This window comes from Streptomyces sp. LE64, from assembly GCF_052606915.1.
This window is the reverse complement of the sequence record NZ_CP199708.1, coordinates 4,810,319-4,832,197: the sequence shown is the minus strand read 5'-3', so window position 1 is coordinate 4,832,197 and position 21,879 is coordinate 4,810,319. Positions and strand designations below refer to the sequence as shown.

Genomic DNA, 21,879 nt, shown 5'->3' with positions numbered 1-21,879 from the left:
TGCGGGGCCCTCTTCGTCGCTCGTCACGGTGGTGTCCTCGCTCACAGCTTCGGCGCAATCTCTTCGGTCCAGATCCGTTCCCGCTGCGCCTGCGGCAGGTGGCAGGCCGCCCAGTGCGCGCCGCCGACCTCGGTGAGCTCGGGGCGCACGGTGCGGGTCACGTTGTCCTTCGGCAGGTCCGCGTAGGGGCAGCGCGGGTGGAAGGCGCACCCGTCGGGGAGGTTGATCAGCGACGGCGGGGAGCCCTTGACCGGGATGAGGCGCTCGCTCTCCTCCCGGTCCAGGCGGGGCATGGAGCCCAGCAGGCCCCAGGTGTAGGGGTGGCGGGGGGCGGTGAACACCTTCTCGGCGGGGCCGCGTTCCACGCACCGGCCGCCGTACATGACCAGCAGGTCGTCCGCGAGTTCGGCCACCACGCCCAGGTCGTGGGTGATGACGATGACCGCGGACCCGAACTCCTTCTGGAGGTCGCGGATCAGGTCGAGGATCTGCGCCTGGACGGTCACGTCGAGGGCGGTCGTCGGCTCGTCCGCGATGAGCAGTTCGGGGTTGTTGACCAGGGCCATGGCGATCATCGCGCGTTGGCGCATGCCGCCGGAGAACTCGTGCGGGTAGTTGTCGACCCGCTTGTCGGGCTGGGGGATGCCGACCCGGTCGAGCATCTCGACCGCGCGCTTGCGGGCGGTCTTCTTGTCGACGTCGTGGTGGACGCGGTACGCCTCCACGATCTGCCGGCCGATGGTGTAGTAGGGGTGCAGCGCGGACAGCGGGTCCTGGAAGATCATCGCCATCTCGCGCCCGCGCAGTCGGCGCACCCGGTCCGGGGCGGCGGACAGCAGCTCTTGTCCGTCGAGCCAGATCTCCCCGGAGAGCCGGGGCCGGCGCTTGCCGTACTGGCCGGTGGTGTGCAGGCCCATGATGCCGAGCGAGGTCACGGACTTGCCGGAGCCCGACTCCCCCACGATGCCGAGGGTCTTGCCCTTCTCCAGGGTGAAGCTGAGCCCGTCGACCGACTTGACCAGGCCGTCGTCGGTGGGGAAGTGCACCTTGAGGTCGCGCACGTCGAGGAAGGCGGTGGGCGTGGCGGGGGCCGACCCGGTGGTGCGGGGTGCGGTCATGCGAGCCTCACTCGGGGGTCGATCGCGGCGTACAGGAAGTCCACGGCGAGGTTGGCGACGATCACCGCGAGCGAGGTGATCAGCGTGACGCCGAGGATGATCGGCAGGTCGCGTTCGTTGATCGCGGAGAGCACCGCCTGGCCGAGGCCCGGCAGGTTGAAGGCGGTCTCGGTGAGGATGGCGCCGCCGATCAGGGCGCCGAGGTCCATGCCGAGCATGGTGAGGATCGGGGTCATCGTGGAGCGCATGGCGTGCTTGCCGATGACCACGGGTTCGGTGAGGCCCTTGGCCCGTGCGGTGCGGATGTAGTCCTCGCCGAGCACCTCCAGCATGGTGGCCCGGGTGATCCGCGCGTACATCGCCGCGTACAGGAAGGACAGGGTCACCCAGGGCAGCAGCATGCCCTGGAACCAGCCGCCGAGGCCGTCGCCGATCTCCTGGTACTGGCCGTCGATCCAGCCGAGTCCGTAGTCGAAGACGGCCAGCGAGAGCAGCGCGGTGAAGTAGATCGGCAGGGAGACCCCGGAGAGGGCCACGACCATCGCCGAGCGGTCCCACAGGGTGCCCCGCTTGAGCGCCGACAGCACGCCGGCGGCGACCCCGAAGAGCAACCAGAGCAGCGCCGCGCCGAGGGCCAGCGTCAGGGTCACCGGGAGCCGGTCGGTGAGCACCGGCCAGATGGCCTGCTCGCTGCGGAAGGAGTAGCCGAAGCAGGGGGCCGAGCAGTTGGTGACCTCGCCGCCCGCGGCGTAGGTGCGTCCGACGAACAGCCCCTTGAAGAACTCCAGGACCTGCGCGTGGATCGGATCGCCCAGCTTGAGCTTCTCCCGCACGGCCTCCACGGCCGCGGCGTCGGACTGCTTGCCCACGTACATCGTGGCCGGGTCGATGCCCGCCCACTTGGGGATGAGGAAGAAGATGCCGAAGACCACCACGATGATGACCACCAGCATCACTGCGGCGGCCAGCAGCCGCCTGATGAGGTATGCGAGCACAGCGCTTCGGCCCGGCGGGGGCCGTGGGCCGCCGGATCGCTCCGACGGTCCACGGCCCGACCGCTCCGGCCTTCACCTGCCTTTCGTGCCGTACGGCGGGTGTGCCGGGGTGGTGGTTACTTCAGGCCCAGGCTGACGAAGTCGTACTGACCGCTGTAGGCGTCCGTGGTGTAGACGTTGGTCAGCTCGGACGAGCGGAAGTTGATGAACTTCTCGAAGACGAAGGGCAGGTAGTAGGCGCCCTCCATCACCTGGTGGTTGATCTCGGTGGCGATCTGCTCCTTCTTCGCGCTGTCCAGTTCGGTGACGAACTTGTCGAAGTTGGCGTCGATCGCCTTGTCCTTGATCATGGCGAAGTTGTTGTTGCCGCTGTCGAGGATGTACTTGCTGTCCCACAGCGGCTGGCCGTAGCCCTGCACGGAGGGGAAGTCGGGGCCCCAACCCATGATGATGATGCCGTAGTTCTTGTCCTTGACGATCTTCGGGTTGCCGATGATGCCGGAGGTCTGCGAGCCGTCGTACTTGTCGATCTCGACGGTGATGCCGATCTTCTTCAGCGATGCCTGGAGCGACTCGGCGGTGGCCACCTCGGCCGGCTTGTTGTTGCGGACCGCGACGGTGGTGGTGAACCCGTTCGGCTTGCCGCACTTCTCCAGGGCTTCCTTGGCCTTGGCCACGTCCGGCTTGCCGTCGTTCTTGGCGAGGCCGTACGGGTCGTACTTCTGGCCCTCGGAGCCGGGGACGGCGGGCGGCAGCATGTTGGTGCCGATGTCGCCGCCGGCCATCGGGCCGCCGCGGGCGGTCTGGAGGGACTTGTGGTCGGCGCCGTAGATGACGGCCTTGCGGCACTCGATGTTGTCGAACGGCGCGACCGTCTGCGGGAAGACCGCGTAGCGGATGAAGCCGGAGACCGGGTTGTCCAGGTTGCTCTTGTGCTCGTTGAGGGCCTTGATGCGGCCCTGCGGGGAGAGACCGGTCTGGTTGATGTCCAGGTGGTAGTCACCGGCGAGGATGCGGTTGTCCATCTCGTCGGCGTTGGAGAAGAAGTTCACCGTGATCTTGTCCGGCAGCGCCTTGCGCACCGGGTCCGAGGACTGCTTCCACTCGGTGTTGCGGACGAGGACCAGTTCCTTCTTCGGCGTGTACGACTCGAACTTGTACGGACCCGAGGAGAACGGCCGCAGCTGGTACTTGGACTTGGTGTCCTTGTCCTGGCGGACCGGGGAGGCGGAGGTCAGCGCGAGCATCTCCTCGAAGTCGCTGTTCGCCTCGGGGAGCTTGAAGACGATGGTCTTGTCGTCCGGCGTCTCGATCGCCTTCAGGCCCAGCTTGTCCTTCGCCTTGTCCTTGTACGGGCCCGGGTACTCGCCCTTGGGGTCGAGGACGTCCTTCAGGTAGATCGGCCCGCCGGCCAGCACCTCCTGGGCCCACACCCGCTGGATGCCGTACTTGACGTCCTTGGAGGTGATCGGCTTGCCGTCCTCCCAGGTGATGCCGTCCCGCAGGGTGTACGTGTAGGTCTTGCCGTCGTCGCTGATCTGGGCCCGCGCGGTCGCGAGGTCCGGGGTCAACTCGGTCCCGCTCTTGCCGGGCTCGGTCTTCCCGGTGACCAGCTGGCGGGAGTAGTACCGCTGGAAGTTCCACGCGAAGCCGTAGTAGGCACGGGTGGTGTCCCACGAGTCGGCGTCCTGGGCCCCCGCGAACTTGAGCGTGCCGCCCTTCTTGGTGGAGGCGTTGGCGACCTTGTTGTTGGCCGCGTCGAAGCCCGCGGCCTTGCCCTTGTCCTTGCCGCCGCCGTCGTCGTCGCCTCCGCCGCCGCAGGCAGCCGTGGCCAGCAGCGCCGCCACCACCGCCGTCGCCGCCGCGATCCGCTTGCGCCGTCCTCTGGTGCTGTGAGTGGTCACGATGTCGTTCCTCCGTGTGAGTGTCGCCCGCCGTCGACGGGCCCTTGGGGTACGGCAGTTCAGCGGGTCCCCTTCGGGTCGAGCGCGTCCCGCACGCCGTCGCCGAAGAGGTTGAACGAAAGGACGGTGATGAAGATCGCCAGACCGGGGATGACCATGTACATCGGATCGGCCTGGTAGTAGGCCACCGCGGACGAGAGCATGTCCCCCCACGAGGAGGTGGGCGGTTTGACGCCCACCCCCAGGAAGCTGAGCGCCGCCTCGGTGAGGATGTTGGTGGGGATCATCATCGTCATGTACACGATGATCGGGGCGACCAGGTTGGGCAGCAGTTCCTTGAACAGGATGTAGAACCTGCCGGCGCCGAGGCTGCGGGCCGCCTCCACGTACTCGCGTTCGCGCAAGGAGAGGGTCTGCCCGCGCACCACCCTGCCCACGTAGGGCCAACCGAAGAAGCCGATCACCAGGATCATCACCAGGATGCGGACCCCGGTGCCGGTGAGTCCCAGCAACTGGTTGGGCATCACGGAGACCAGGGCGATGATGAACAGCAGCTGCGGGAACGAAAGCAACAGGTCCATGACACGGCTGATCAGCGCGTCGAGCCAGCCCCCGAAGTAGCCGGCCAGCACCCCGAGCACGGTGCCGATCACCACGGCGACCAGCGCCGAGGCGAAACCGACCAGCAGCGACACCCGGGCGCCGTGCACGATCCGGGCGAAGATGTCGCGCCCCTTGACCGGCTCCACCCCGAACCAGTGGTCCCCGCTGATCCCGCCGAGCGAACCGATCGGCGTGGACATCAACGGGTCGATCAGGTCCTCGTGGTAGGTGTTCGGATCCTCGCCGTACACCTTGGTGATCAGCGGCGCGAGAATCGCCACCAGCACCAGGAGCAGCACCACGGCGCCCCCGAGCAGGGCGAGTTTGTCGCGTTTCAAGCGCTCCCAGGCGATGCGCCCCAGCGAGCGCCCCTGCACCGCCTTCCCGGCGACCGCGGCTGCCTCCTCCGCAGCCGGCGGGGCCGCGTCCGCGGTCGGCTCGTGCAATGGTGCCGTCATCGTGACAAGGACCCCTCTTCTCAACCGGCGGTGACCGTCCCGCAGTTGTCGCCGAGGGCGACCGGGCCGATCCGTCGTGCCCGAGGTCCTCGACGCTCCCACCGGGGGCGGGACCGCGCGACCTCTGGTGCGGGAGTCTTCATCCCGGCTGCGATCCGTAGCCAGACCTGATCCTGAATGGATGCGCAACCGTGATGCAGCCAGGGGGGATCCGTTATCCGAACGGCGCGTAACGCAGCCCGGACGGGGGCACCTTGAGGTTTTCGGCCAAACGCGCGTAGATTCCGGGCATCTTCTCGGCGAGACCGACAGAGAGGGCAGGAAAAGGACAACTCGCCCACCCCGGTCGCTGGTTGACAGAACGGGTCGAGGCGCCCACTATCGCGGCGGGTAACCGTACCCGGCGGTAGGCGAGACGGGAGCGACATGGGATTCGCGGTCGTAGAACGGGCGGGCGTTCGCACCCAACCACAGCGCGACGGGGTCGTAGGCGTCGCCGAGCGCCACGGTGGACACGGCCAGCCCCTCGGGCACCGCGCCGATCGACTGCTGCATCATCAACCGCACCGCGTCGACGGACTGCGGCCCCGTGTCGTACACGTCCAGCCCGATCGCCAGGTACGGGGCGCCGAGCGCCGGCTGCACCCAGGCGCGGCGCAGCGAGCGGACGGCGGGGGTGCGGTGCGCGTTCTGCCCCAGCACCGCGTAGAACTGCGGGATCTCGATGGCGGGTTCGCCGATCCGCAGCGGCCCGGCCGGATGCCGGTCCAGGCCCAGGGCGATCCGCCGCAGGTCCGCCCACGGGACGCCGACCCCGCCGCCGCTGGCGTGCGGGTTGAGCCACAGGCCGTACCGGTCGGGGTAGAGCGCCCGGGCCACCTCGGCGACGGGAGCCACCTCGTAGGAGCGGTTCCATCCGCTCGCGGAGAGTTCCTGGGCCGAGGTCACGCAGGGCGCGTAGCCCAGGCCGTCGAGTTCCATGTTGCCGTACTGGGCGTCCGGCGCTCCGGGCCGGCCGTGCCACAGCAGCATCCGGACCCGGCCGGCGGGGTCGGCGAGGGCGTGCAGCAGTGCCTCGTACGCGTCGTAGCGCCCGGGCGTCACCTGGCGCAGCATGTGCTCGATCCGCCCGGCCGCAGCCGTGCCCGACGCACTCACCCTTGACCGCCCCTTCGACCCGTCGGAACAGCACGGCGCGGTTCCGAACCCGACACGCCCACCGCGGCCCGGCAGGTCGTACGGCCCCGCCCGGCCGTGCCACCCAGCTTAAGCGGCGCCGCCCCGGCGCGGCCGACGCCTCGGTCCCAGGTCCGTCACAGCTGGTGGTATCGGGCGCACTCAGGGCTCCCGCACGTAGAAGGGGCGGAGCTGCTCGCGCATCCAGTCGGCCACCGGGTCCCGCGCCACGTCCAGCAGGATCAGGTTGACCCCCCAGGCGACGGGCACCCGTCCGAGCGCACGTCCCAGCGCGTCCAACGGCAGTTCCCGGGCCGAGCCCTCGCACTGGTCGAGTTCCACCCCGATGAACAGGCTCGGGGCGCCGCCCTCCACGCTGGCCAGGCAGCGGCGGGCGGTGGTGACCGTGCCCACCGCGGCGAACTCCTCCCCGGCGGCGGCGAGGAAGTCCATCGGGTCCTCCTTCCAGTCGGGCGGGAAGAGCCGGACCCGACCGCCGCTGGTGGGGCCGTCCAGGGCGGTGCGACCGGCGCGGCACAGCTCCGCGACGGCCGGCGGCGGCAGCGGAACGCCCACCGTGCCGTCCGGGTTGAGGACCAGGCCGAGTTGGGGCGGCAGTCCGCGGGCGAACTCGACGGCGGGCGCCACGGTGCCGCCCATCCGGTCGCCCACCACCTGGCGGAACTGCTCGGCGGAGGTGAAGACCGGCACGTATGCCTGGCCGTCGACCTCCACGGTGGGCAGGTCCAGGGTGGTGCTGGTGGCGTCCCCGCCGGCCGGCAGCGGCACCCAGATCCGGCTGCGGCCGAGCACCTCGACGATCCGCGGGGCGGCCCCGGGCACCCCCACGGAGGCGGCGAGCACCTCCTCCAACTCGTTCACCGGCCAGGCCCCGGGCGGACCCGGGACCGTGGGGGGCTGGGGCGTCTGGGCCGGAATCTCCATCGTCAACCACCTGCTCGTGCCGCGCTGCGTCTGCGCCAGGCACCCTAACGCGAAGCTCCGGGCGTCCGGCGCCCGTTCGGGCCGGGCGGCGCTGCCGTCCGGGCCTACGCGTCGAAGCGGATGGACCGCAGCGCCCCGCCCGCCGCCCGGTCGAGCAGCACCGCGGAGGAGCAGCCGGCCGGCAGCACCCCGCGCTGCGCGTCCCCCACCAGCCGGCCGATCGCCCGCCGGTGGCGGGCGAAGGCGTACCGGGACACACCCCGGCCCCGCTGGCGCTGCCCGTCGAGGGCGGTGTCCGGCGCCACGTCGAGCAGCAGCAGGTGCAGTCGGGTGCCGCGGGCCCGGGCCTCGCGGGCCAGCCAGCGGCGCACCCACGCCTGGGTGCCGCAGTCGTGGACCACCACGCTCTCCCCGGAGCGCAGCGCCCGCCGCAAGCCGGCGAAGTGCGCGACCCGCACCAGCGGCCGGTACAGGGCGTACGGCAGGGCGGCGGGCATCCGGCGGGCCCAGCGGTCGCGGGTGTCCTGGGAGTCGATGCGCCGGGCCGGGGCGACGGGGGTCGCGAGGGCGGCGCGGACGAGGCTGACCGAGGTGTCGCGGACCGTGCGCGACATCAGCGTGGACTTGCCGCTGCCCGGCAGCCCGGACACCACCACCAGGTCACCGGGGGCGAACCGGAGCGCGTGCGGCCCGCGGCCGGCCCGGTCCCGTAGGTCCCGGACCACCGCGGCGGCCCGCTCCGCGCGCGCCCGCGCGGCGGCGGCACCCGCCTGCTCGGGCAGCGCCACGCCAGCGGCGCTCGCGTACCCCCTCGTCGTGTTCACCGTGATCGTCCCCTCCAGTCCGTCACGTGAGCCTTCCCCGTAGAGTGTAAAGAGCGGGTAATTTCGCGGGTCCGGATCGCGTACGGATACGGCCACGGGCCCGTGACGGGAACTGCCCCGGGCCGATGCCGCGGGGTCGGGGGGACGCCGCCCTGCCCAAGGCGGCGCGGGCGTGCAATGATGTGCCCGCCAACTGCATACCGGCCGCTTGAACCCGCGCGGGAGAGCCCCCGGCCGTACCGGGGCGCCGAAGGAGCAAGTCCCTCCCTTGAATCTCTCAGGCCCAGATACCGCGCGGGCGAGGCACATCTGAAAAGCGGACCGCGACGTCGTACGCGCGGTCCCACCCAAGGTGCAAACCGGACCGCCGCCCAGCGGCGTGGCTCCCGGCGAACCTCTCAGGTCCGATGACAGATGGGGAGGACCATCTCGCCGTCATGCCCTGGGAGCACCTTCATGAGCACCGCCCCCCGCCGTACCGCGCTGGACGCGCTGCACCGATCGCTCGGTGCCACCATGACCGACTTCGCGGGCTGGGACATGCCCCTGCGCTACGGCAGCGAACGGGACGAGCACCACGCCGTGCGCACCCGCGCCGGGCTGTTCGACCTCTCCCACATGGGGGAGATCACCGTCACCGGCACGCAGGCGGTGGACCTGCTGGACCACGCGCTGGTCGGCAACCTCGGCACCGTCGCCACGGGGCGCGCCCGGTACACGATGATCTGCCGCGAGGACGGCGGCATCCTGGACGACCTGATCGTCTACCGCACCGGGGAGACGGAGTACCTGGTGGTCGCCAACGCCGGCAACGCCCAGACGGTGCTGGACGCGCTGCGCGAGCGGGCCGCGGGCTTCGACGCGGAGGTCCGCGACGACCGGGACGCCTACGCGCTGATCGCGGTGCAGGGCCCCGAGGCGCCGGGCGTCCTGGCCGCCGTCACGGACGCCGACCTGGACGGGTTGAAGTACTACGCCGGGCTGCCCGGCACGGTCGCCGGGGTCCCCGCGCTGATCGCCCGCACCGGCTACACCGGGGAGGACGGCTTCGAACTCTTCGTCGCTCCCGAGCACGCGGAGGGCGTGTGGCGGGCGCTCACCAAGGCGGGCGCCCCGGTCGGGCTGGTGCCCTGCGGACTGTCCTGCCGGGACACCCTGCGCCTGGAGGCGGGCATGCCGCTGTACGGGCACGAGCTGACCACCGGGCTGACCCCCTTCGACGCGGGTCTCGGCCGGGTGGTGAAGTTCGAGAAGGAGGGCGACTTCGTCGGCCGGGCGGCGCTGGAGGCCGCCGCCGAGAAGGCCGCGGCGAACCCCCCGCGCAAGCTGGTCGGCCTGGTCGCCGAGGGCCGGCGGGTACCGCGCGCCGGGTTCGCGGTGGTCGCGGACGGCACGGTGATCGGCGAGGTCACCTCGGGCGCGCCCTCCCCCACCCTCGGCCAGCCGATCGCCATGGCGTACGTCGACGCCGCGCACGCCGAGCCGGGCACCGCCGGGGTCGGGGTGGACATCCGCGGTACGCACGAGCCGTACCGGGTGGTGGCACTGCCCTTCTACCGCCGCCGGAAGTAGTTTCCGCGCGCACCACCGGGCCCGCCCGGATGCACCGCGCTCCGGTTCCACCGGGTCCCCGCGCGGTACATGACGTTCGCCGCCCGTGCGCCGGGACGCGCATCCCGGCGCTCGTCTCACATGCCAGACATCCCGTTCCTCAGCACTCCCCCGCGTACAGGAGAATTCCCACCATGAGCAACCCCCAGCAGCTTCGCTACAGCAAGGAGCACGAGTGGCTGTCGGCCCCCGACGGCGAAGGCGTGGCCACGGTCGGCATCACCGAGTTCGCCGCCGGTGCGCTCGGTGACGTCGTCTACGCCCAGCTCCCCGAGGTGGGCCAGCAGGTGACCGCGGGCGAGACCTGCGGCGAGCTGGAGTCGACGAAGTCGGTCAGCGACCTGTACTCCCCGGTGACCGGCGAGGTCACGGAGTCCAACCAGGACGTGGTGGACGACCCGTCCCTGGTGAACTCCGCGCCCTTCGAGGGCGGCTGGTTGTTCAAGGTGCGGGTCGCGGCCGAGCCGGAGGACCTGCTCACCGCCGACGACTACACCGCCTTTTCCGCGGGCTGACCCACAACTAGGGATCATCTGATGTCGCTTCTGAACACGCCTCTGCACGAGCTGGACCCGGACGTCGCCGCCGCCGTCGACGCCGAACTGCGCCGCCAGCAGTCGACCCTGGAAATGATCGCGTCGGAGAACTTCGCCCCGGTCGCCGTCATGGAGGCCCAGGGCTCGGTGCTCACCAACAAGTACGCGGAGGGCTACCCGGGCCGCCGCTACTACGGCGGCTGTGAGCACGTCGACGTGGTCGAGCAGATCGCGATCGACCGGATCAAGGAGCTGTTCGGCGCCGAGCACGCCAACGTGCAGCCGCACTCCGGTGCCCAGGCCAACGCGGCGGCGATGTTCGCGCTGCTCAAGCCGGGCGACACGATCATGGGTCTGAACCTCGCCCACGGCGGGCACCTGACCCACGGCATGAAGATCAACTTCTCCGGCAAGCTCTACAACGTGGTCGCCTACCACGTGGACGACGCCACCGGCCAGGTCGACATGGCCGAGGTCGAGCGGCTCGCCAAGGAGTCCAAGCCGAAGCTGATCGTCGCGGGCTGGTCCGCCTACCCGCGCCAGCTCGACTTCGCCGCCTTCCGCCGCATCGCGGAGGAGGTCGGCGCCTACCTGATGGTCGACATGGCGCACTTCGCGGGCCTGGTCGCGGCCGGACTGCACCCCAACCCGGTGCCGCACGCCCATGTCGTCACCACCACCACGCACAAGACCCTCGGCGGTCCGCGCGGCGGGGTGATCCTCTCCACCCAGGAGCTGGCCAAGAAGATCAACTCCGCGGTCTTCCCGGGCCAGCAGGGCGGTCCGCTGGAGCACGTGGTCGCCGCCAAGGCCGTCGCCTTCAAGGTCGCCGCCTCGGAGGAGTTCAAGGAGCGCCAGCAGCGCACCCTGGAGGGCGCCCGCATCCTGGCCGAGCGCCTGGTGGGCGAGGACGCCCGCGCGGCCGGCGTGAACGTGCTGTCCGGCGGCACGGACGTGCACCTCGTCCTGGTCGACCTGCGCGAGTCCGAGCTGGACGGCCAGCAGGCCGAGGACCGCCTCCACGAGGTCGGCATCACCGTCAACCGCAACGCCGTCCCGAACGACCCGCGGCCCCCGATGGTCACCTCCGGCCTACGGATCGGCACCCCGGCGCTCGCCACCCGCGGCTTCACCGCCGAGGACTTCCGCGAGGTCGCCGACGTGATCGCCGAGACGCTGAAGCCCTCGTACGACGAGACGGTCGCCGCGGCGCTGAAGGCCCGGGTCACCGCCCTGGCCGACAAGCACCCGCTGTACCCGGGGCTGTAGTCCCCCGCGGTGCGGCCCCGGTCCGGCTCGACCGGGGCCGCACCGTCCCCACCCCGACGCCCGCCCGGGCGACACTTGAAGAAACGATCCATCAAGCCTGCTCGGCCCCGGGGCCCACCCCGTCCCGGCGCACCCCGTCCCGGGGACCCACCCGGTCCCCCGCACCAACCCGCCCGGCCCCACCCCGTGCCGGTCGGCCCGCACCACCCGGCGGACAACGACGTCCGCCGACCGTCAGCGAGGAGTCTTCCGTGGCCATCTCGGTCTTCGACCTGTTCTCGATCGGCATCGGCCCGTCCAGCTCCCACACCGTGGGCCCGATGCGCGCGGCCCGGATGTTCGCCCGCCGGCTCAAGAACGACGGCCTCCTCGCCCACACCGCCGCGGTGCGCGCGGAACTGTACGGCTCCCTCGGCGCCACCGGCCACGGGCACGGCACCCCCAAGGCGGTGCTGCTCGGGCTGGAGGGCGAGTCCCCGCGCACGGTGGACGTCGAGCACGCCGACCAGCGGGTGGCACGGATCAGGACCGACGGCCGGATCAGCCTGCTGGGCGCCCACGAGATCCCGTTCTCCTTCGACGAGGACCTCGTCCTGCACCGCCGCCAGGCCCTGCCCTACCACGCCAACGGGATGACCCTGGCCGCGTACGACGCCGAGGGCGCGCCCGTCCTGGAGAAGACCTACTACTCGGTCGGCGGCGGCTTCGTGGTGGACGAGGACGCCGTCGGCGCGGACCGCATCAAACTCGACGACACTCCCCTGGCCTACCCCTTCCGCACCGGCGACGAGCTGCTGCGGATGGCCCGCGAGTCGGGACTGTCGATCTCCTCGATGATGCTGGAGAACGAGAAGGCGCGGCGCACCGAGGAGGAGATCCGCGCCGGACTGCTGGACATCTGGCGCGTCATGCAGAGCTGCGTGTCCCGGGGCATGAACCAGGAGGGCATCCTCCCCGGCGGGCTGAAGGTGCGTCGCCGCGCCCCCGCCTCGGCGCGCCAGCTGCGCGCCGAGGGCGACCCCGCGGCCCACGCCATGGAGTGGGTGACCCTGTACGCGATGGCGGTGAACGAGGAGAACGCGGCCGGCGGCCGGGTCGTCACCGCCCCCACCAACGGGGCCGCCGGGATCATTCCCGCGGTGCTGCACTACTACATGAACTTCGTCCCCGGCGCGGACGACGAGGGCGTGGTCCGCTTCCTGTTGGCCGCCGGGGCCATCGGGCTGCTGTTCAAGGAGAACGCCTCCATCTCCGGCGCCGAGGTCGGCTGCCAGGGCGAGGTCGGTTCGGCCTGCTCCATGGCGGCCGGTGCCCTGGCCGAGGTGCTGGGCGGCTCCCCCGAACAGGTCGAGAACGCCGCCGAGATCGGCATGGAGCACAACCTGGGCCTCACCTGCGACCCGGTCGGCGGGCTGGTCCAGATCCCGTGCATCGAACGCAACGGCATGGCCGGGGTGAAGGCGGTGACCGCCGCCCGGATGGCCATGCGCGGCGACGGCAGCCACCTGGTGTCCCTGGACAAGGTCATCAAGACCATGAAGGAGACCGGGGCGGACATGTCCGTCAAGTACAAGGAGACGGCCCGGGGCGGGCTCGCGGTGAACATCATCGAGTGCTGAGGGTGCGCGGCTGGCTCTCCAACGTCGCCTTCAGCACTCCCGAACACCTCGTCCAGCACATCAGACACGGTCCACGACACATCCAGTCCCACAGCGACCTCATAGACGGCTGTCTCGCCGAGACCGGCCCGACCATCAGACCCGCCCGAACAATCCAGCAACATCACGAGTTCAACCTCAGTAGGGCGGCCATCAGGCCTCCTGGTCGTTGTGCCCGTTCTCGGAGGCGTCGTCGTTCCCGATTCTGTCGGCGTTCAAGCCGGCCGAGGGAGTCTCGATGGGCGAAGCAAACGGGGGGTGCGCGGTCGCGGTGCCGTCGGCGTCGCGCACTGCCCGGCAGCGAGGGCGCTGATCAGGGGCGGCAGGCCGTCGTTGCGGGGGTGTCGAGGGTCTGAGCGACACCGTTCCGGGGCGAGCCCCCGTAGCGTTCGAACAGGTAGATCACCACGATGCACAGCACGTCGGCATCGGCGCACGAGCGGAGGCCAGCCGGTACTCGGCGTGCCCGCCCTCTGTCAGGACGTCTCGCGATAGTCGTTGGTGGTCCGTCGGTGAGGGTACCGCTCAACTGCTGCGTGCCGCGAGGAAATTACGTGTCCTTGACAGAGTGGCGCCGGCGGCGCGGAACCGCAACGACGATCCCTCGGAGGAAGCGGACACCTGGACTGTGCCATCGGTCGCTCTTTCGACGTGGACGTCCTTCTGCCCTGGGGCACCCCAACCCCGCACGCGCACATCCCGTACCTCATGGAAGCGCAGAAAGAATTCGACGCCCTCGTTGCCGTGCACACGAGAGAACCCGAGGGTGACGGAGCAGCCTCGCTCGTCGAAGTGCACGTAGAAGAGGTCGCTGTTGCTCAGGACGTCATGCGCGCACAGCACCGACAGCTCTGGGCTGCTCTCGGCAGCACCCTCAGAGGCGTTCATAGAAGGTCTTCTCGCTCGGGTCGGGAACAGTGGTGTGGAGCTTGGCGTCAAGTCTGTTGAGGAAGTGGTGAGGCCCGCTGTCCGTGCCTTCCGAGCCGACCCGGAATCCGCTGATGTGGCCGACGAGCACATCGGTACTGCAGGTGAAGCGGAGGAAGTCGGACTTCCTTCCGTGCGACACCACGACGCTGATCCTGTGCCTGTTCTCACTGAGGACTGCCAGTTCGAAAGACACGAGCAGTCCGGGCACCCAGGCGTCCAGTTCCAGACCCTCCACAGCGAGGAACTGGAGCTGCCCCTGCACCGTGTCGACGCTTGCGGTTGCCCATTCCTCCGGCGGCGGCAAGGGTGGAGCGGGCAGGTCCAACCGCAGCGTCACGGTGGGGCCGTGCCAGTCGAGATGGACGGACCGGAGTCTGACGGAACTCAAGTCCAGGTGGGCCGGGCCGTAGAGCGGGGCGAGAACCTCGCTGTTTCGGGGCGAGAGCCTAGCGGTCATAGTAATAGTGTTCCTCGCACCCGGGGACCTGGCCGTTCCGGGTGTTCTCGAATGGGCGCACATGGACATGCGCGGGCTGATATCCGGGCTCCCCCGGCTTCTGGTGGCCGAACCAGTGGTCCTGATAAACGATGAGGTCATTTCCATTGGGATGTTCGTATACCTCCTCGCGATAGTAGATCGGCTGGTGGTTCTCGTCCAGCAACTGCTTTCCACCCTGCCATTCCGGAGTGGTGGCGGGGACATGCGTTCTGACATCGAGAGGTGGAGTTCCCTCTGGGATGCCAGCGTCTCGAAGGGCATCCCGTTTCGCGCCCTCCAGATCCCGGCCGACCGGTTTGTCCCGAAGGTAGTCGTCCGGGGCCAGGCCCAGCGGGTCGCATGAGGTGCTCGGGGTGGCGACGTACGTCGCGGCGTTGGGCGCGGGAGCAAGGCCGAGCGGGTCCGTGCTGAGATAGCGGGCCGTCTCCGGGTCGTAGTGCCGGAAGTAGTTGTAGTGAAGACCCGTCTCGGGGTCGAAGTACTGGCCGGGGAAGCGCAGCGGCGTGTAGGTGATGGCGCTGGTGTTCCAGCTTGTTGTGCCCCAGAGTGTCATGCGCGTGCGCCAGGCGATTTCACCTTGTTCGTCGATGAGTTCGCGTGGGGTGCCGACGAGGTCGGTGACGATGGCGAAGAAGCGGGAGTCGATCTCCGTCTGGGGGGCGGCGGCGGTGATGCGTTCGGTCTGGGTGATCGGTTGCAGGCCGCGGTGTTCCCAGGTGAGGGTGATCGAGTTCGGTACGCCCGTCGGGGCCTGTGTCTGCTCGCACAGAGTTCGGCCGTCCCAGGTGAAGGTGGTGCACTCACTGACCGACGTGCCGTCTGAGGCCATGCGGAGTTTGGCTGTGCGGCGGCCGAGTGGGTCGTAGGTGTAGCGCCATACGGTGCCGTCGGGGGTAGTGACCTGGGTGAGGCGGTCCTCCGGGTCCCACTGGTAGTGCCAGGTGTCGGGTTTGCGGGAGAGGCGGGTTTTCTGGCGGAGGGTGACGCGGCCGAGGGCGTCGTGTTCGTAGCGGACTCCGCCGGCGCGGGTGAGGCGGGTGCCGGTGTAGGTGCGGTCGCCGGTGGCTTCGTAGCCCGGGTGGGTGGCCGGCCAGGAGGCTGCTGCCTGATTGCCTGCCGCGTCGTAAGCGTAGGTCTCCGACCAGTTGCCCGCGTGGACGGCGGTGACGCGGCCTGCGGGGTCGAGGGTGAAGGTGCGGGGGCCGTCGAGGTGGTCGTCGAGGGCGGTGAGGTTGCCGTCGGCTCGGTAGGTGTAGGCCCGGCGTTGGAGGGTCTCGCCGTCTGTGGTCGCTGTCTGGGTGGTCAGGCGGCCCATCGGGTCGTAGGTGTTGGTGAGGGTGAGGAAGTTGCCGATTCCTCGGGTGAGTTCGCGGCCGGCGTGGTCGTAAGTGATGTCGATGGGACGGCCGGAGACGACCAGGTTCGTGCGGCGGCCTGCGGCGTCGTACGACCAGGTGGTGCGGGCACCGGTAGGGGTGGTTCGGCCGGTGCGGCGGCCCAATTCGTCCAGGGTGTAGGTGAGGACGCGGCCGTCGACGGTCTCGCTGCGGACGCGGCCGTACTGATCCCGCAGGATCGTCAGTCGGATGCCGTCAGGACCCATCGCCTCGGCCAGCTGATCGGTGAGGTCGTAGGCGAACGTCGTGATATGACCGGCGGCGTCCTTGCGGGTGGGACGTCCCAACGGGTCGCGCTCGAAGGTCGTCGTCTCGTCGAGTGCGTTCGTGCGGGAGACAAGACGGTCTGCTGCATCGTGGGCGTAGGTGAGGGTGCGGTCGTCGAAGTCGCTCTCGGATGTGAGGCGTCCGGCCGGGTCGTAGGTGTAGTCCCAGGTGAGGCCCTGGGGGTTGGTGACGCGGGTGAGGCGGAGTTCGGCGTCGTGGGTGAACTCGTGGCGGGCGCCGTCGGGAGTGGTGCGTGCGGTGAGGAGGTCGAAGTGGGTGTACTCGAAGTGGGTGGTGCCGCCGAGGGGGTCGGTGTGGGTGGTGCAGTTGCCTTCGCCGTCGTAGGTCCAGGTCTCGCTGGTGCCGTCGGGTGCGGTGCGGCGGGCGAGTTGGCCTTCGACGGTCCACTCCAGGTTAGTGGTCAGGCCGGTGGGATCGGTCATCGTCGTCGGGCGGCCGAAGGCGTCGCGCTCGTAGCGGGTGATGGCGCCGAGCGGGTCGGTGATCTCGACCGGCAGGCCTGCGCGGTCGCAGCGGACGGTCGTGACATGGCCAAGGGGGTCCGTGACGGAGGTGAGGCGGCCCGCTTCGTCGTGCGTGAAGTGGGTGGTATGGCCTGCCGGGGTGGTGCTGGTGAGGCGGTTGCCACGCTCTTCGTAGGTGTGGCGGGTGGTGTTGCCGTCCGTGCCACGGATACGGGTGAGGCGATTGAAGTCGCCGTGCTCGGCCGTGACCTCGCGGCCGTCGGCACGCGTCACCGAGACGACGTTGCCCATGTCGTCGTACCGGCAGGTGGTGATGTGCCCCAGCGGATCGGTACGGGTCAGCACCCGTCCGAACCGGTCCCTCGTGAAGCGGACGGTATGGCCCATCTGGTCGGTCTCAGCTACGACATGCCGGTGCTCGTCGATGTAGTAGCGGCGGGTGTGGCCCTCGTTGGTGGTCGTGGTCGTGATGCGGTGGCCGGTCTCCGGGTCCACGTCGTCGTATGTGAGGCGGAGCGTCATGTGGCCGGCTTCGCCGCCCTCGGCGGTGCAGCGGTCTTGGTCGTCGTACTCGTAGGTGTACGAGTGGTCGTTGCTGTCGGTCCAGGACGTGACGCGGCTGTGGTCGTCGTAGGTGAACGTCAGTGGTAGGCCGGAGGAGTTGAAGACCTGGGTCAGGTGGCCGGTCTCGGAGTAGGCGTAGCGTTTGATCTCTTGGTCGGTGCCGTCGGGGGCTGCGCCGGCCAGGGACAGGGTGGTGACGCGGTCGTCTTCGATGGTGAGGGTGAGGCGGTAGCCGCCGGAGGAGGTGATGGCGAGGGGGGTTCCTTCGGGGGTGTGCTCGAAGGTGATCCAGTTGCCGTTGCGGTCGTCGATCTGTTCCAGGGCGGCCAGTTGTTCGCTGCGGTCGGTGAAGTGCCAGGTGCGGCTGGTGTGGGGGTCGGTGATCGTGTAGCCCTCGTCGACGCGGTTCAGGGGCCAGCGGCGGGGGCCGTGTGTGGGGAGGGTGGGGACGCCGGGGGCGGGGTGGGGGTAGGTGAGGAGGAGGCCGTCCTCGGTGACGAGGATGACGCCTTCGGTGTCGATCTCCAGGCGTTGGTCGAGGGTTGAGGTCCAGGAGGGGCCGAACCAGTGGCCGAGTCGTGAGCCTGATTCGAGGCGGCGGGTGAAGGCCAGGGGGAGCGTGCCGGGCAGGGTGATGTCGGTTTGTGGCAGGTACATCGTGCCGGTGACGAGGTCGACCGGGTCGCTGGGGTCTTTCTCGACCTTCTCGCGTGGGTTCTCGTGGCGTGGTTCCTTCGTTGTCGTCTCGCGTGCGGTGTTCGCGTCTTTTGGGGTTGCTGCCCGTATTCCGCTGCGTGTGAGCCCGGCGCCTTTCGTGCCGATGAGTTCGGGGATGAGGCGGCCGGTGAACTCGGAGGGGTCCTTCTTGAAGCCGTCGACGACGGTGGTGAGGATGCGTTCGGGGTGGGCGGCGGTGGAGACGAGGCCGGAGAGCGTCATGGAGACGTTCTGCAGGTAGGCGGCGGGGTGGGTGAGGTTGTAGGGGTCGGTGGGGTTGAGGCCGCGGGCGAAGTTGACCAGGCCGGCCGTGCCCTTGAGTGCGCCGCCGACCACATGGGTGAGTTCGGTGTTGTATGCCTGGTAGCCGTCGATGATGTTGTTGCCGAGGCGGTCGAGTGGCGGCGGTTCGGCTGGGGCGTGGGCGAGGGCCGCCTTCACCTTGCCCTGGGCTTCGCTGGCGGCGGTGTTGCGCTGTTTGCGGGCTTCGGCGAGCGTCTCGTGGGCCTTGTTGATGTCGGCCTTGCCGGGGTCGTGGAACGGCTCGGGCCGGGGGCCGGGGTCCTCGTTCGCCTTGATCTTCGCGTTGTAGGCGTCGACCCTCTTGTTGTACGCGTCGACCGCGTCGTCCGAGGCCTTCTTGCCCTTCTTGTAGAGTTCGACGGCCTCCTTCGCCTTGCCCTGCGCCCACGTGACCGTGTCGGCGTACGCTTCCAGGGCGCCGCTCGCCTTCTCGCAGGCGTTGGCGGCCTGGGCCCACTTGGCGGGGTGGACGCCGAACTTCTTGCGGAACGCGTCGCCGCCCTCACCGGCCCAGCCGGAGGAGTCGACCTTGCGCATACCGGAAGCGACCTGGTCGAACGCCGTGTGGAAGTCCTTGAGGTGCTTCGCGGACGCGCGGATCTTGTCCGGCTTGCCGTGGACGAGCTCGTTCGCCTCCTCGGTCTGGCCGAGCTGCTGCTCGCCGGGCGTGGCACCGAGGTCGGAGGCGACCTCGTCGCCCCAGTCCTCGACCGTGTCCGCGGCGCCGTGCGCGCCGACGTAGTCGAGGCCGTCGCCGACCTTGTTGGTGGTCCAGTCGACGCCCTCGCCGACCAGCTTCTTGCCCGCGTCGACGCCGTCCTCAAGCTTGCCGAGGCCCGCGTTGACCAGATCGCCGATACCCATCAGCCCGCACTCCCGCCGTGCTGTTGTTCGGGGGCCTGCGCGCGTTCCTCGGCGGAGGGGCCGAAGGTGGAGTCGAGCCACCTGTCGTACTCCGCGTCCGACATGCCCGCGGCGCCGTGGAGGTTCTCCGGGTTGAGGCCCATCGGGCCGACTGTGCGGGAGGTCATCACGTCCCGGCCCGCGTCCTTCCAGCCCTGCTCGCTGTTGGCCAGCGCCTGGTCGAAGGACTCCTTGCTGTAGTCCACACCGCCGAAGGCGCCGGAGGTGGCGATGTCGCCCCAGCCCTGCCGGGTGACTTCTTCCTCGGAGGCGTACGGATTGCCGATCAGCGAGTTCGTCACGACCTTGAGGCTGCCCTCGACGTACTGCTCGGTCTCGTAGTACGTGCCCGCAGACATGCCCGTCTTGAACGCGAAGGCGTTGCCCTCGTTCACCAACGAGCGAACCCCCCACTCCCAGCGTTCACAGAACGACGTGAAGTCACCGGTCAGGCCCTCGTGGCCGAGTTCAAGGCCGGACAGCGCGATGTCTCCGAAGCCGCGCCCTGCGCTGGCCTCGCCGACCATGCCGAGCTCCTTCAACTCGGCCAGCGCCTCGGTCAGCCCCTTCGCGATCAGCGCGAGACCGTCGGCCTTCAGATCCTTGCCACCGCCGCTCATCGCCCGGCCCCCTCCTCGACGGTCACCTCACGGTCGACCGCTACCGGGTCCGGCACGATGCCCCTGACCGGCGGGAACACCATCCCGTCCGTCCCGTCCGCACAATCCAGGACCACCCCGCACGGCACACCCATCGCGGGCACCGCGACATCCAGCAGCCGCGCACCCAGAATCGTGCGGTACGTCCACTCGCGGGCGAACTCGCCGCGGGCCCGGGCGTACCGGGCCAGGGCCTGTTCGTCGGAGAAGGCCAGGATGAACCTGATGCCGTTGAAGTCCGCCGTCAGCAGCCCTCGTTCCTCACCCGGACCCGGTTCCCCGCCCAACGGGACCAGGACCGCCGTCCGCCGGAACCCACCCAGGAGCCGGGCAAACTCCCGCTTACGGGCCACCACTTCGGAGGCAACGAGCAAGGCACCGGCATCATCAACCACCATGCCAGGATCATCCGCCTGCGCACCGGGCTCTTCCCGCACGGGCGACGCCGGTTCACCCACTCCGCCCTCGACGTCCCGCCCAACGTCGGGCGACGACACCGATCGAACCGGACCACTCATCTCCACGTAGTCGGCGAGACGAGACCTCGGCGTTTCCCGCGGCTGATCCACCGCACCCCCGTGCTCAGTCATCCAGACATCATGGCGCACCCCACCTCCCGAACCACAACACGCCTACGACACACCCATGTCACGGAACCCGAGCCCGACACCCACCCGAAAAGTCACCACCACACCCGGCACCGATGCGACGTCACCCACCAGGAACAGCACACGCCGCGCCAGCCGCCGACCAGATTCGTCCGGGGGCTCCGGAGCGAGGATGCGAGGGGCGGCCTCCACGGCTTCCGGGTCGCGCAGGCCAATGCGGCGAGGACAGCAATGGCTGCTCGACCAGGCTGTCGCGGAGCTCGTCCAGCGAGAGCTTCTTGCCGAACTCCGGGCCCTCGTGGCGGGCTCGGAAGTTTGACAGCTCGGCAAACGCAGACTGATTCACTCCGGCCTTGGTGCTGGTCGGGTTTCGCCGAGACGGGGCACAGGATCAGGCGAAGGCCGTTCTCACGTCAGGCAACAAAGCCTAAAGAGTCACCACGTCACGCGTCTTCGCGCGCGGACATGTTCCACGTCCTGCGGCACGCGTACGCCAGCGTGCAGTTGGAGGCGGGGCTCGCCGACGCCGGGCACAAAGTCCCTGAAAAGTCCCTGGCTGCCGATTGGGCCACCGGTCTCGCCCTGAAACCGCACCTCAGGAGCATGATCACCATGGTGGCCGCGACGAACGTCAAGTACAAGGAGACCGCCCGGGGCGGGCTCGCGGTGAACATCATCGAGTGCTGACGGCCCGGACCCGGACCGGCCCTTCCGCGTCCCTCGGCGCGGTCAGGGCCTCACCCGCCCGCACGGCGCACAAGTCGGCCCGGAGCCCCGTGTGACCCGATCCGGGGTCACGTCCAGTGGATTCGCCGGGGCGGACGACGATAAAATCGGGAGGCAAGGCCCGCGGTGCAGGGAAGCCGGTGCGATTCCGGCACGGTCCCGCCACTGTGACCGGGGAGCGCGTCGTCGAGCAGGACGCCACTGACGAGTTGGACGTCGGGAAGGCGGACGGCGTGCGCTGATCCGGGAGTCAGGATACCGGCCGCGGGACGTTCCGTGTTGTCCACGAGGATGGAGCTGACACGCATGGCACCGTTGCGCACCCCCGACTCCGCTGAACCCGCGCTCTGACGGATTCCGGCCATCCGCGATCCCGCGCCCCGGCCCTCGTCGCGCCCGCCCGGGTGCGGGCCTGGTGCGCGCCATCCCCGGATCCCTCCTGACGAGAGCAGGTAGTCATGGTCCGAGAGCACGAACGCACCGCCCTGCGCGCGTGGACGCCCTTCGTCGGCGACGAGCGCACCCCGGGTGCCGCGGAGGCCCACGGCGAGGTCCACGGCCTCGACGTGCCCGTCCCGGTGCCGTTCGCCCACCACCCCTCCGGTGCCGGGAAGGGGTCCGACTCCGGCCATCGCGACCGGTACGGTCCGGACGCCGTCCGTTCCCGCCGGCCGGCCGGGCTGTGCGAAGGCGCGGGCTCCACGATTCCCACGGCGGGTTGAGC

The 21,879-nt window shown here is 69.8% G+C and carries 18 protein-coding genes, 1 pseudogene and 3 riboswitches; of the genes and pseudogenes, 7 read left to right on the top strand and 12 right to left on the bottom strand.

What is annotated here, in order from left to right; all coding sequences use genetic code 11:
* Nucleotides 1-41: 41 nt before the first annotated feature.
* The 7 genes from ACSMX9_RS21840 to ACSMX9_RS21810 all read right to left on the bottom strand — a co-directional run bounded on the left by ACSMX9_RS21840 (nt 42) and on the right by ACSMX9_RS21810 (nt 8,023).
* Nucleotides 42-1,118 carry an ABC transporter ATP-binding protein gene (locus tag ACSMX9_RS21840; protein ID WP_351239779.1) on the bottom strand — a complete coding sequence of 359 codons (1,077 nt, stop codon included), beginning with the start codon at nt 1,116-1,118 and terminating at the stop codon, nt 42-44.
* Complete coding sequence (locus tag ACSMX9_RS21835) at nt 1,115-2,113, bottom strand: ABC transporter permease (protein ID WP_445396253.1); 999 nt, start codon at nt 2,111-2,113, stop codon at nt 1,115-1,117. Before ACSMX9_RS21835 ends, ACSMX9_RS21840 begins: the two co-directional genes overlap by 4 nt.
* A 116-nt stretch (nt 2,114-2,229) precedes the next feature.
* Nucleotides 2,230-4,017, bottom strand: coding sequence for an ABC transporter substrate-binding protein (locus ACSMX9_RS21830; RefSeq protein WP_445396251.1), 1,788 nt, complete (start codon nt 4,015-4,017; stop codon nt 2,230-2,232).
* 59 nt (nt 4,018-4,076) lie between these two features.
* Nucleotides 4,077-5,078: an ABC transporter permease gene (locus ACSMX9_RS21825; RefSeq protein ID WP_445396249.1), complete on the bottom strand. Its 1,002-nt coding sequence runs from the start codon at nt 5,076-5,078 to the stop codon at nt 4,077-4,079.
* 378 nt (nt 5,079-5,456) lie between these two features.
* Nucleotides 5,457-6,236, bottom strand: coding sequence for an enhanced serine sensitivity protein SseB C-terminal domain-containing protein (locus ACSMX9_RS21820; RefSeq protein WP_445396247.1), 780 nt, complete (start codon nt 6,234-6,236; stop codon nt 5,457-5,459).
* Nucleotides 6,237-6,416: 180 nt separating this feature from the next.
* Nucleotides 6,417-7,199 carry an enhanced serine sensitivity protein SseB gene (locus ACSMX9_RS21815; protein WP_445396245.1) on the bottom strand — a complete coding sequence of 261 codons (783 nt, stop codon included), beginning with the start codon at nt 7,197-7,199 and terminating at the stop codon, nt 6,417-6,419.
* 104 nt (nt 7,200-7,303) lie between these two features.
* A complete protein-coding gene (locus tag ACSMX9_RS21810; RefSeq protein ID WP_445396243.1) occupies nt 7,304-8,023 on the bottom strand; it encodes an AAA family ATPase in 720 nt (239 codons plus the stop codon).
* A 209-nt stretch (nt 8,024-8,232) separates the two neighbouring features.
* A riboswitch (glycine riboswitch) is annotated at nt 8,233-8,326 on the top strand.
* A riboswitch (glycine riboswitch) is annotated at nt 8,327-8,447 on the top strand.
* A gap of 32 nt (nt 8,448-8,479) precedes the next feature.
* On the opposite strand from ACSMX9_RS21810, the gene gcvT reads away from it, so the two are divergent.
* The 5 genes and pseudogenes from gcvT to ACSMX9_RS21785 form a co-directional block, all read left to right on the top strand.
* Nucleotides 8,480-9,595 carry a glycine cleavage system aminomethyltransferase GcvT gene (gene gcvT, locus ACSMX9_RS21805; protein ID WP_445396241.1) on the top strand — a complete coding sequence of 372 codons (1,116 nt, stop codon included), beginning with the start codon at nt 8,480-8,482 and terminating at the stop codon, nt 9,593-9,595.
* A gap of 173 nt (nt 9,596-9,768) precedes the next feature.
* Entirely contained in the window at nt 9,769-10,149 is a 381-nt protein-coding gene (gene gcvH, locus ACSMX9_RS21800) for a glycine cleavage system protein GcvH (protein WP_445396239.1), read from the top strand.
* 21 nt (nt 10,150-10,170) lie between these two features.
* Nucleotides 10,171-11,439: a serine hydroxymethyltransferase gene (glyA, locus tag ACSMX9_RS21795; protein ID WP_445396237.1), complete on the top strand. Its 1,269-nt coding sequence runs from the start codon at nt 10,171-10,173 to the stop codon at nt 11,437-11,439.
* Between the two features lie 251 nt (nt 11,440-11,690).
* Entirely contained in the window at nt 11,691-13,058 is a 1,368-nt protein-coding gene (locus tag ACSMX9_RS21790; protein WP_445396235.1) for an L-serine ammonia-lyase, read from the top strand.
* Nucleotides 13,059-13,063: 5 nt separating this feature from the next.
* A pseudogene (locus ACSMX9_RS21785) lies at nt 13,064-13,201 on the top strand (transposase); the annotation flags it as partial.
* Between the two features lie 421 nt (nt 13,202-13,622).
* On the opposite strand, the gene ACSMX9_RS21780 reads toward ACSMX9_RS21785, so the two are convergent.
* From ACSMX9_RS21780 to ACSMX9_RS21760, 5 genes are read right to left on the bottom strand one after another with little or no spacing between them, the layout of a single operon-like run.
* The gene (locus tag ACSMX9_RS21780) at nt 13,623-13,985 is read right to left on the bottom strand and encodes an Imm50 family immunity protein (protein ID WP_445396233.1); all 363 of its coding nucleotides are present in this window, start codon (nt 13,983-13,985) and stop codon (nt 13,623-13,625) included.
* The gene (locus ACSMX9_RS21775) at nt 13,972-14,484 is read right to left on the bottom strand and encodes an Imm50 family immunity protein (protein WP_445396231.1); all 513 of its coding nucleotides are present in this window, start codon (nt 14,482-14,484) and stop codon (nt 13,972-13,974) included. The genes ACSMX9_RS21780 and ACSMX9_RS21775 overlap by 14 nt, the downstream gene beginning before the upstream one ends.
* Entirely contained in the window at nt 14,474-19,123 is a 4,650-nt protein-coding gene (locus ACSMX9_RS21770) for a putative T7SS-secreted protein (protein WP_445396229.1), read from the bottom strand. The genes ACSMX9_RS21775 and ACSMX9_RS21770 overlap by 11 nt, the downstream gene beginning before the upstream one ends.
* Nucleotides 19,123-19,782: a hypothetical protein gene (locus ACSMX9_RS21765; RefSeq protein ID WP_445396227.1), complete on the bottom strand. Its 660-nt coding sequence runs from the start codon at nt 19,780-19,782 to the stop codon at nt 19,123-19,125. Before ACSMX9_RS21765 ends, ACSMX9_RS21770 begins: the two co-directional genes overlap by 1 nt.
* A complete protein-coding gene (locus ACSMX9_RS21760) occupies nt 19,779-20,411 on the bottom strand; it encodes a hypothetical protein (protein WP_445396225.1) in 633 nt (210 codons plus the stop codon). The genes ACSMX9_RS21765 and ACSMX9_RS21760 overlap by 4 nt, the downstream gene beginning before the upstream one ends.
* Before the next feature lie 483 nt (nt 20,412-20,894).
* Here ACSMX9_RS21760 and ACSMX9_RS21755 point away from each other — a divergent pair, with 483 nt between their 5' ends.
* Together ACSMX9_RS21755 and ACSMX9_RS21750 are read left to right on the top strand one after the other, a co-directional pair.
* Nucleotides 20,895-21,116, top strand: a complete 222-nt coding sequence (locus ACSMX9_RS21755; protein ID WP_445396223.1) for a hypothetical protein — start codon at nt 20,895-20,897, stop codon at nt 21,114-21,116.
* A gap of 146 nt (nt 21,117-21,262) precedes the next feature.
* Nucleotides 21,263-21,436: riboswitch (cobalamin riboswitch) on the top strand.
* A 177-nt stretch (nt 21,437-21,613) separates the two neighbouring features.
* Nucleotides 21,614-21,877, top strand: coding sequence for a hypothetical protein (locus tag ACSMX9_RS21750; RefSeq protein ID WP_445396221.1), 264 nt, complete (start codon nt 21,614-21,616; stop codon nt 21,875-21,877).
* Nucleotides 21,878-21,879 lie beyond the last annotated feature (2 nt).

Bases quoted from the DNA above. Each gene is read 5' to 3' on its own strand.
- ACSMX9_RS21765 (WP_445396227.1), bottom strand. From the start codon at position 19,782: ATGAGCGGCGGTGGCAAGGATCTGAAGGCCGACGGTCTCGCGCTGATC.
- gcvT (WP_445396241.1), top strand. From the start codon at position 8,480: ATGAGCACCGCCCCCCGCCGTACCGCGCTGGACGCGCTGCACCGATCG.
- gcvH (WP_445396239.1), top strand. From the start codon at position 9,769: ATGAGCAACCCCCAGCAGCTTCGCTACAGCAAGGAGCACGAGTGGCTG.
- ACSMX9_RS21840 (WP_351239779.1), bottom strand. From the start codon at position 1,118: ATGACCGCACCCCGCACCACCGGGTCGGCCCCCGCCACGCCCACCGCC.
- ACSMX9_RS21815 (WP_445396245.1), bottom strand. From the start codon at position 7,199: ATGGAGATTCCGGCCCAGACGCCCCAGCCCCCCACGGTCCCGGGTCCG.
- ACSMX9_RS21825 (WP_445396249.1), bottom strand. From the start codon at position 5,078: ATGACGGCACCATTGCACGAGCCGACCGCGGACGCGGCCCCGCCGGCT.
- ACSMX9_RS21775 (WP_445396231.1), bottom strand. From the start codon at position 14,484: ATGACCGCTAGGCTCTCGCCCCGAAACAGCGAGGTTCTCGCCCCGCTC.
- ACSMX9_RS21780 (WP_445396233.1), bottom strand. From the start codon at position 13,985: ATGAACGCCTCTGAGGGTGCTGCCGAGAGCAGCCCAGAGCTGTCGGTG.
- ACSMX9_RS21770 (WP_445396229.1), bottom strand. From the start codon at position 19,123: ATGGGTATCGGCGATCTGGTCAACGCGGGCCTCGGCAAGCTTGAGGAC.
- ACSMX9_RS21750 (WP_445396221.1), top strand. From the start codon at position 21,614: ATGGTCCGAGAGCACGAACGCACCGCCCTGCGCGCGTGGACGCCCTTC.
- glyA (WP_445396237.1), top strand. From the start codon at position 10,171: ATGTCGCTTCTGAACACGCCTCTGCACGAGCTGGACCCGGACGTCGCC.
- ACSMX9_RS21760 (WP_445396225.1), bottom strand. From the start codon at position 20,411: ATGACTGAGCACGGGGGTGCGGTGGATCAGCCGCGGGAAACGCCGAGG.
- ACSMX9_RS21755 (WP_445396223.1), top strand. From the start codon at position 20,895: ATGTTCCACGTCCTGCGGCACGCGTACGCCAGCGTGCAGTTGGAGGCG.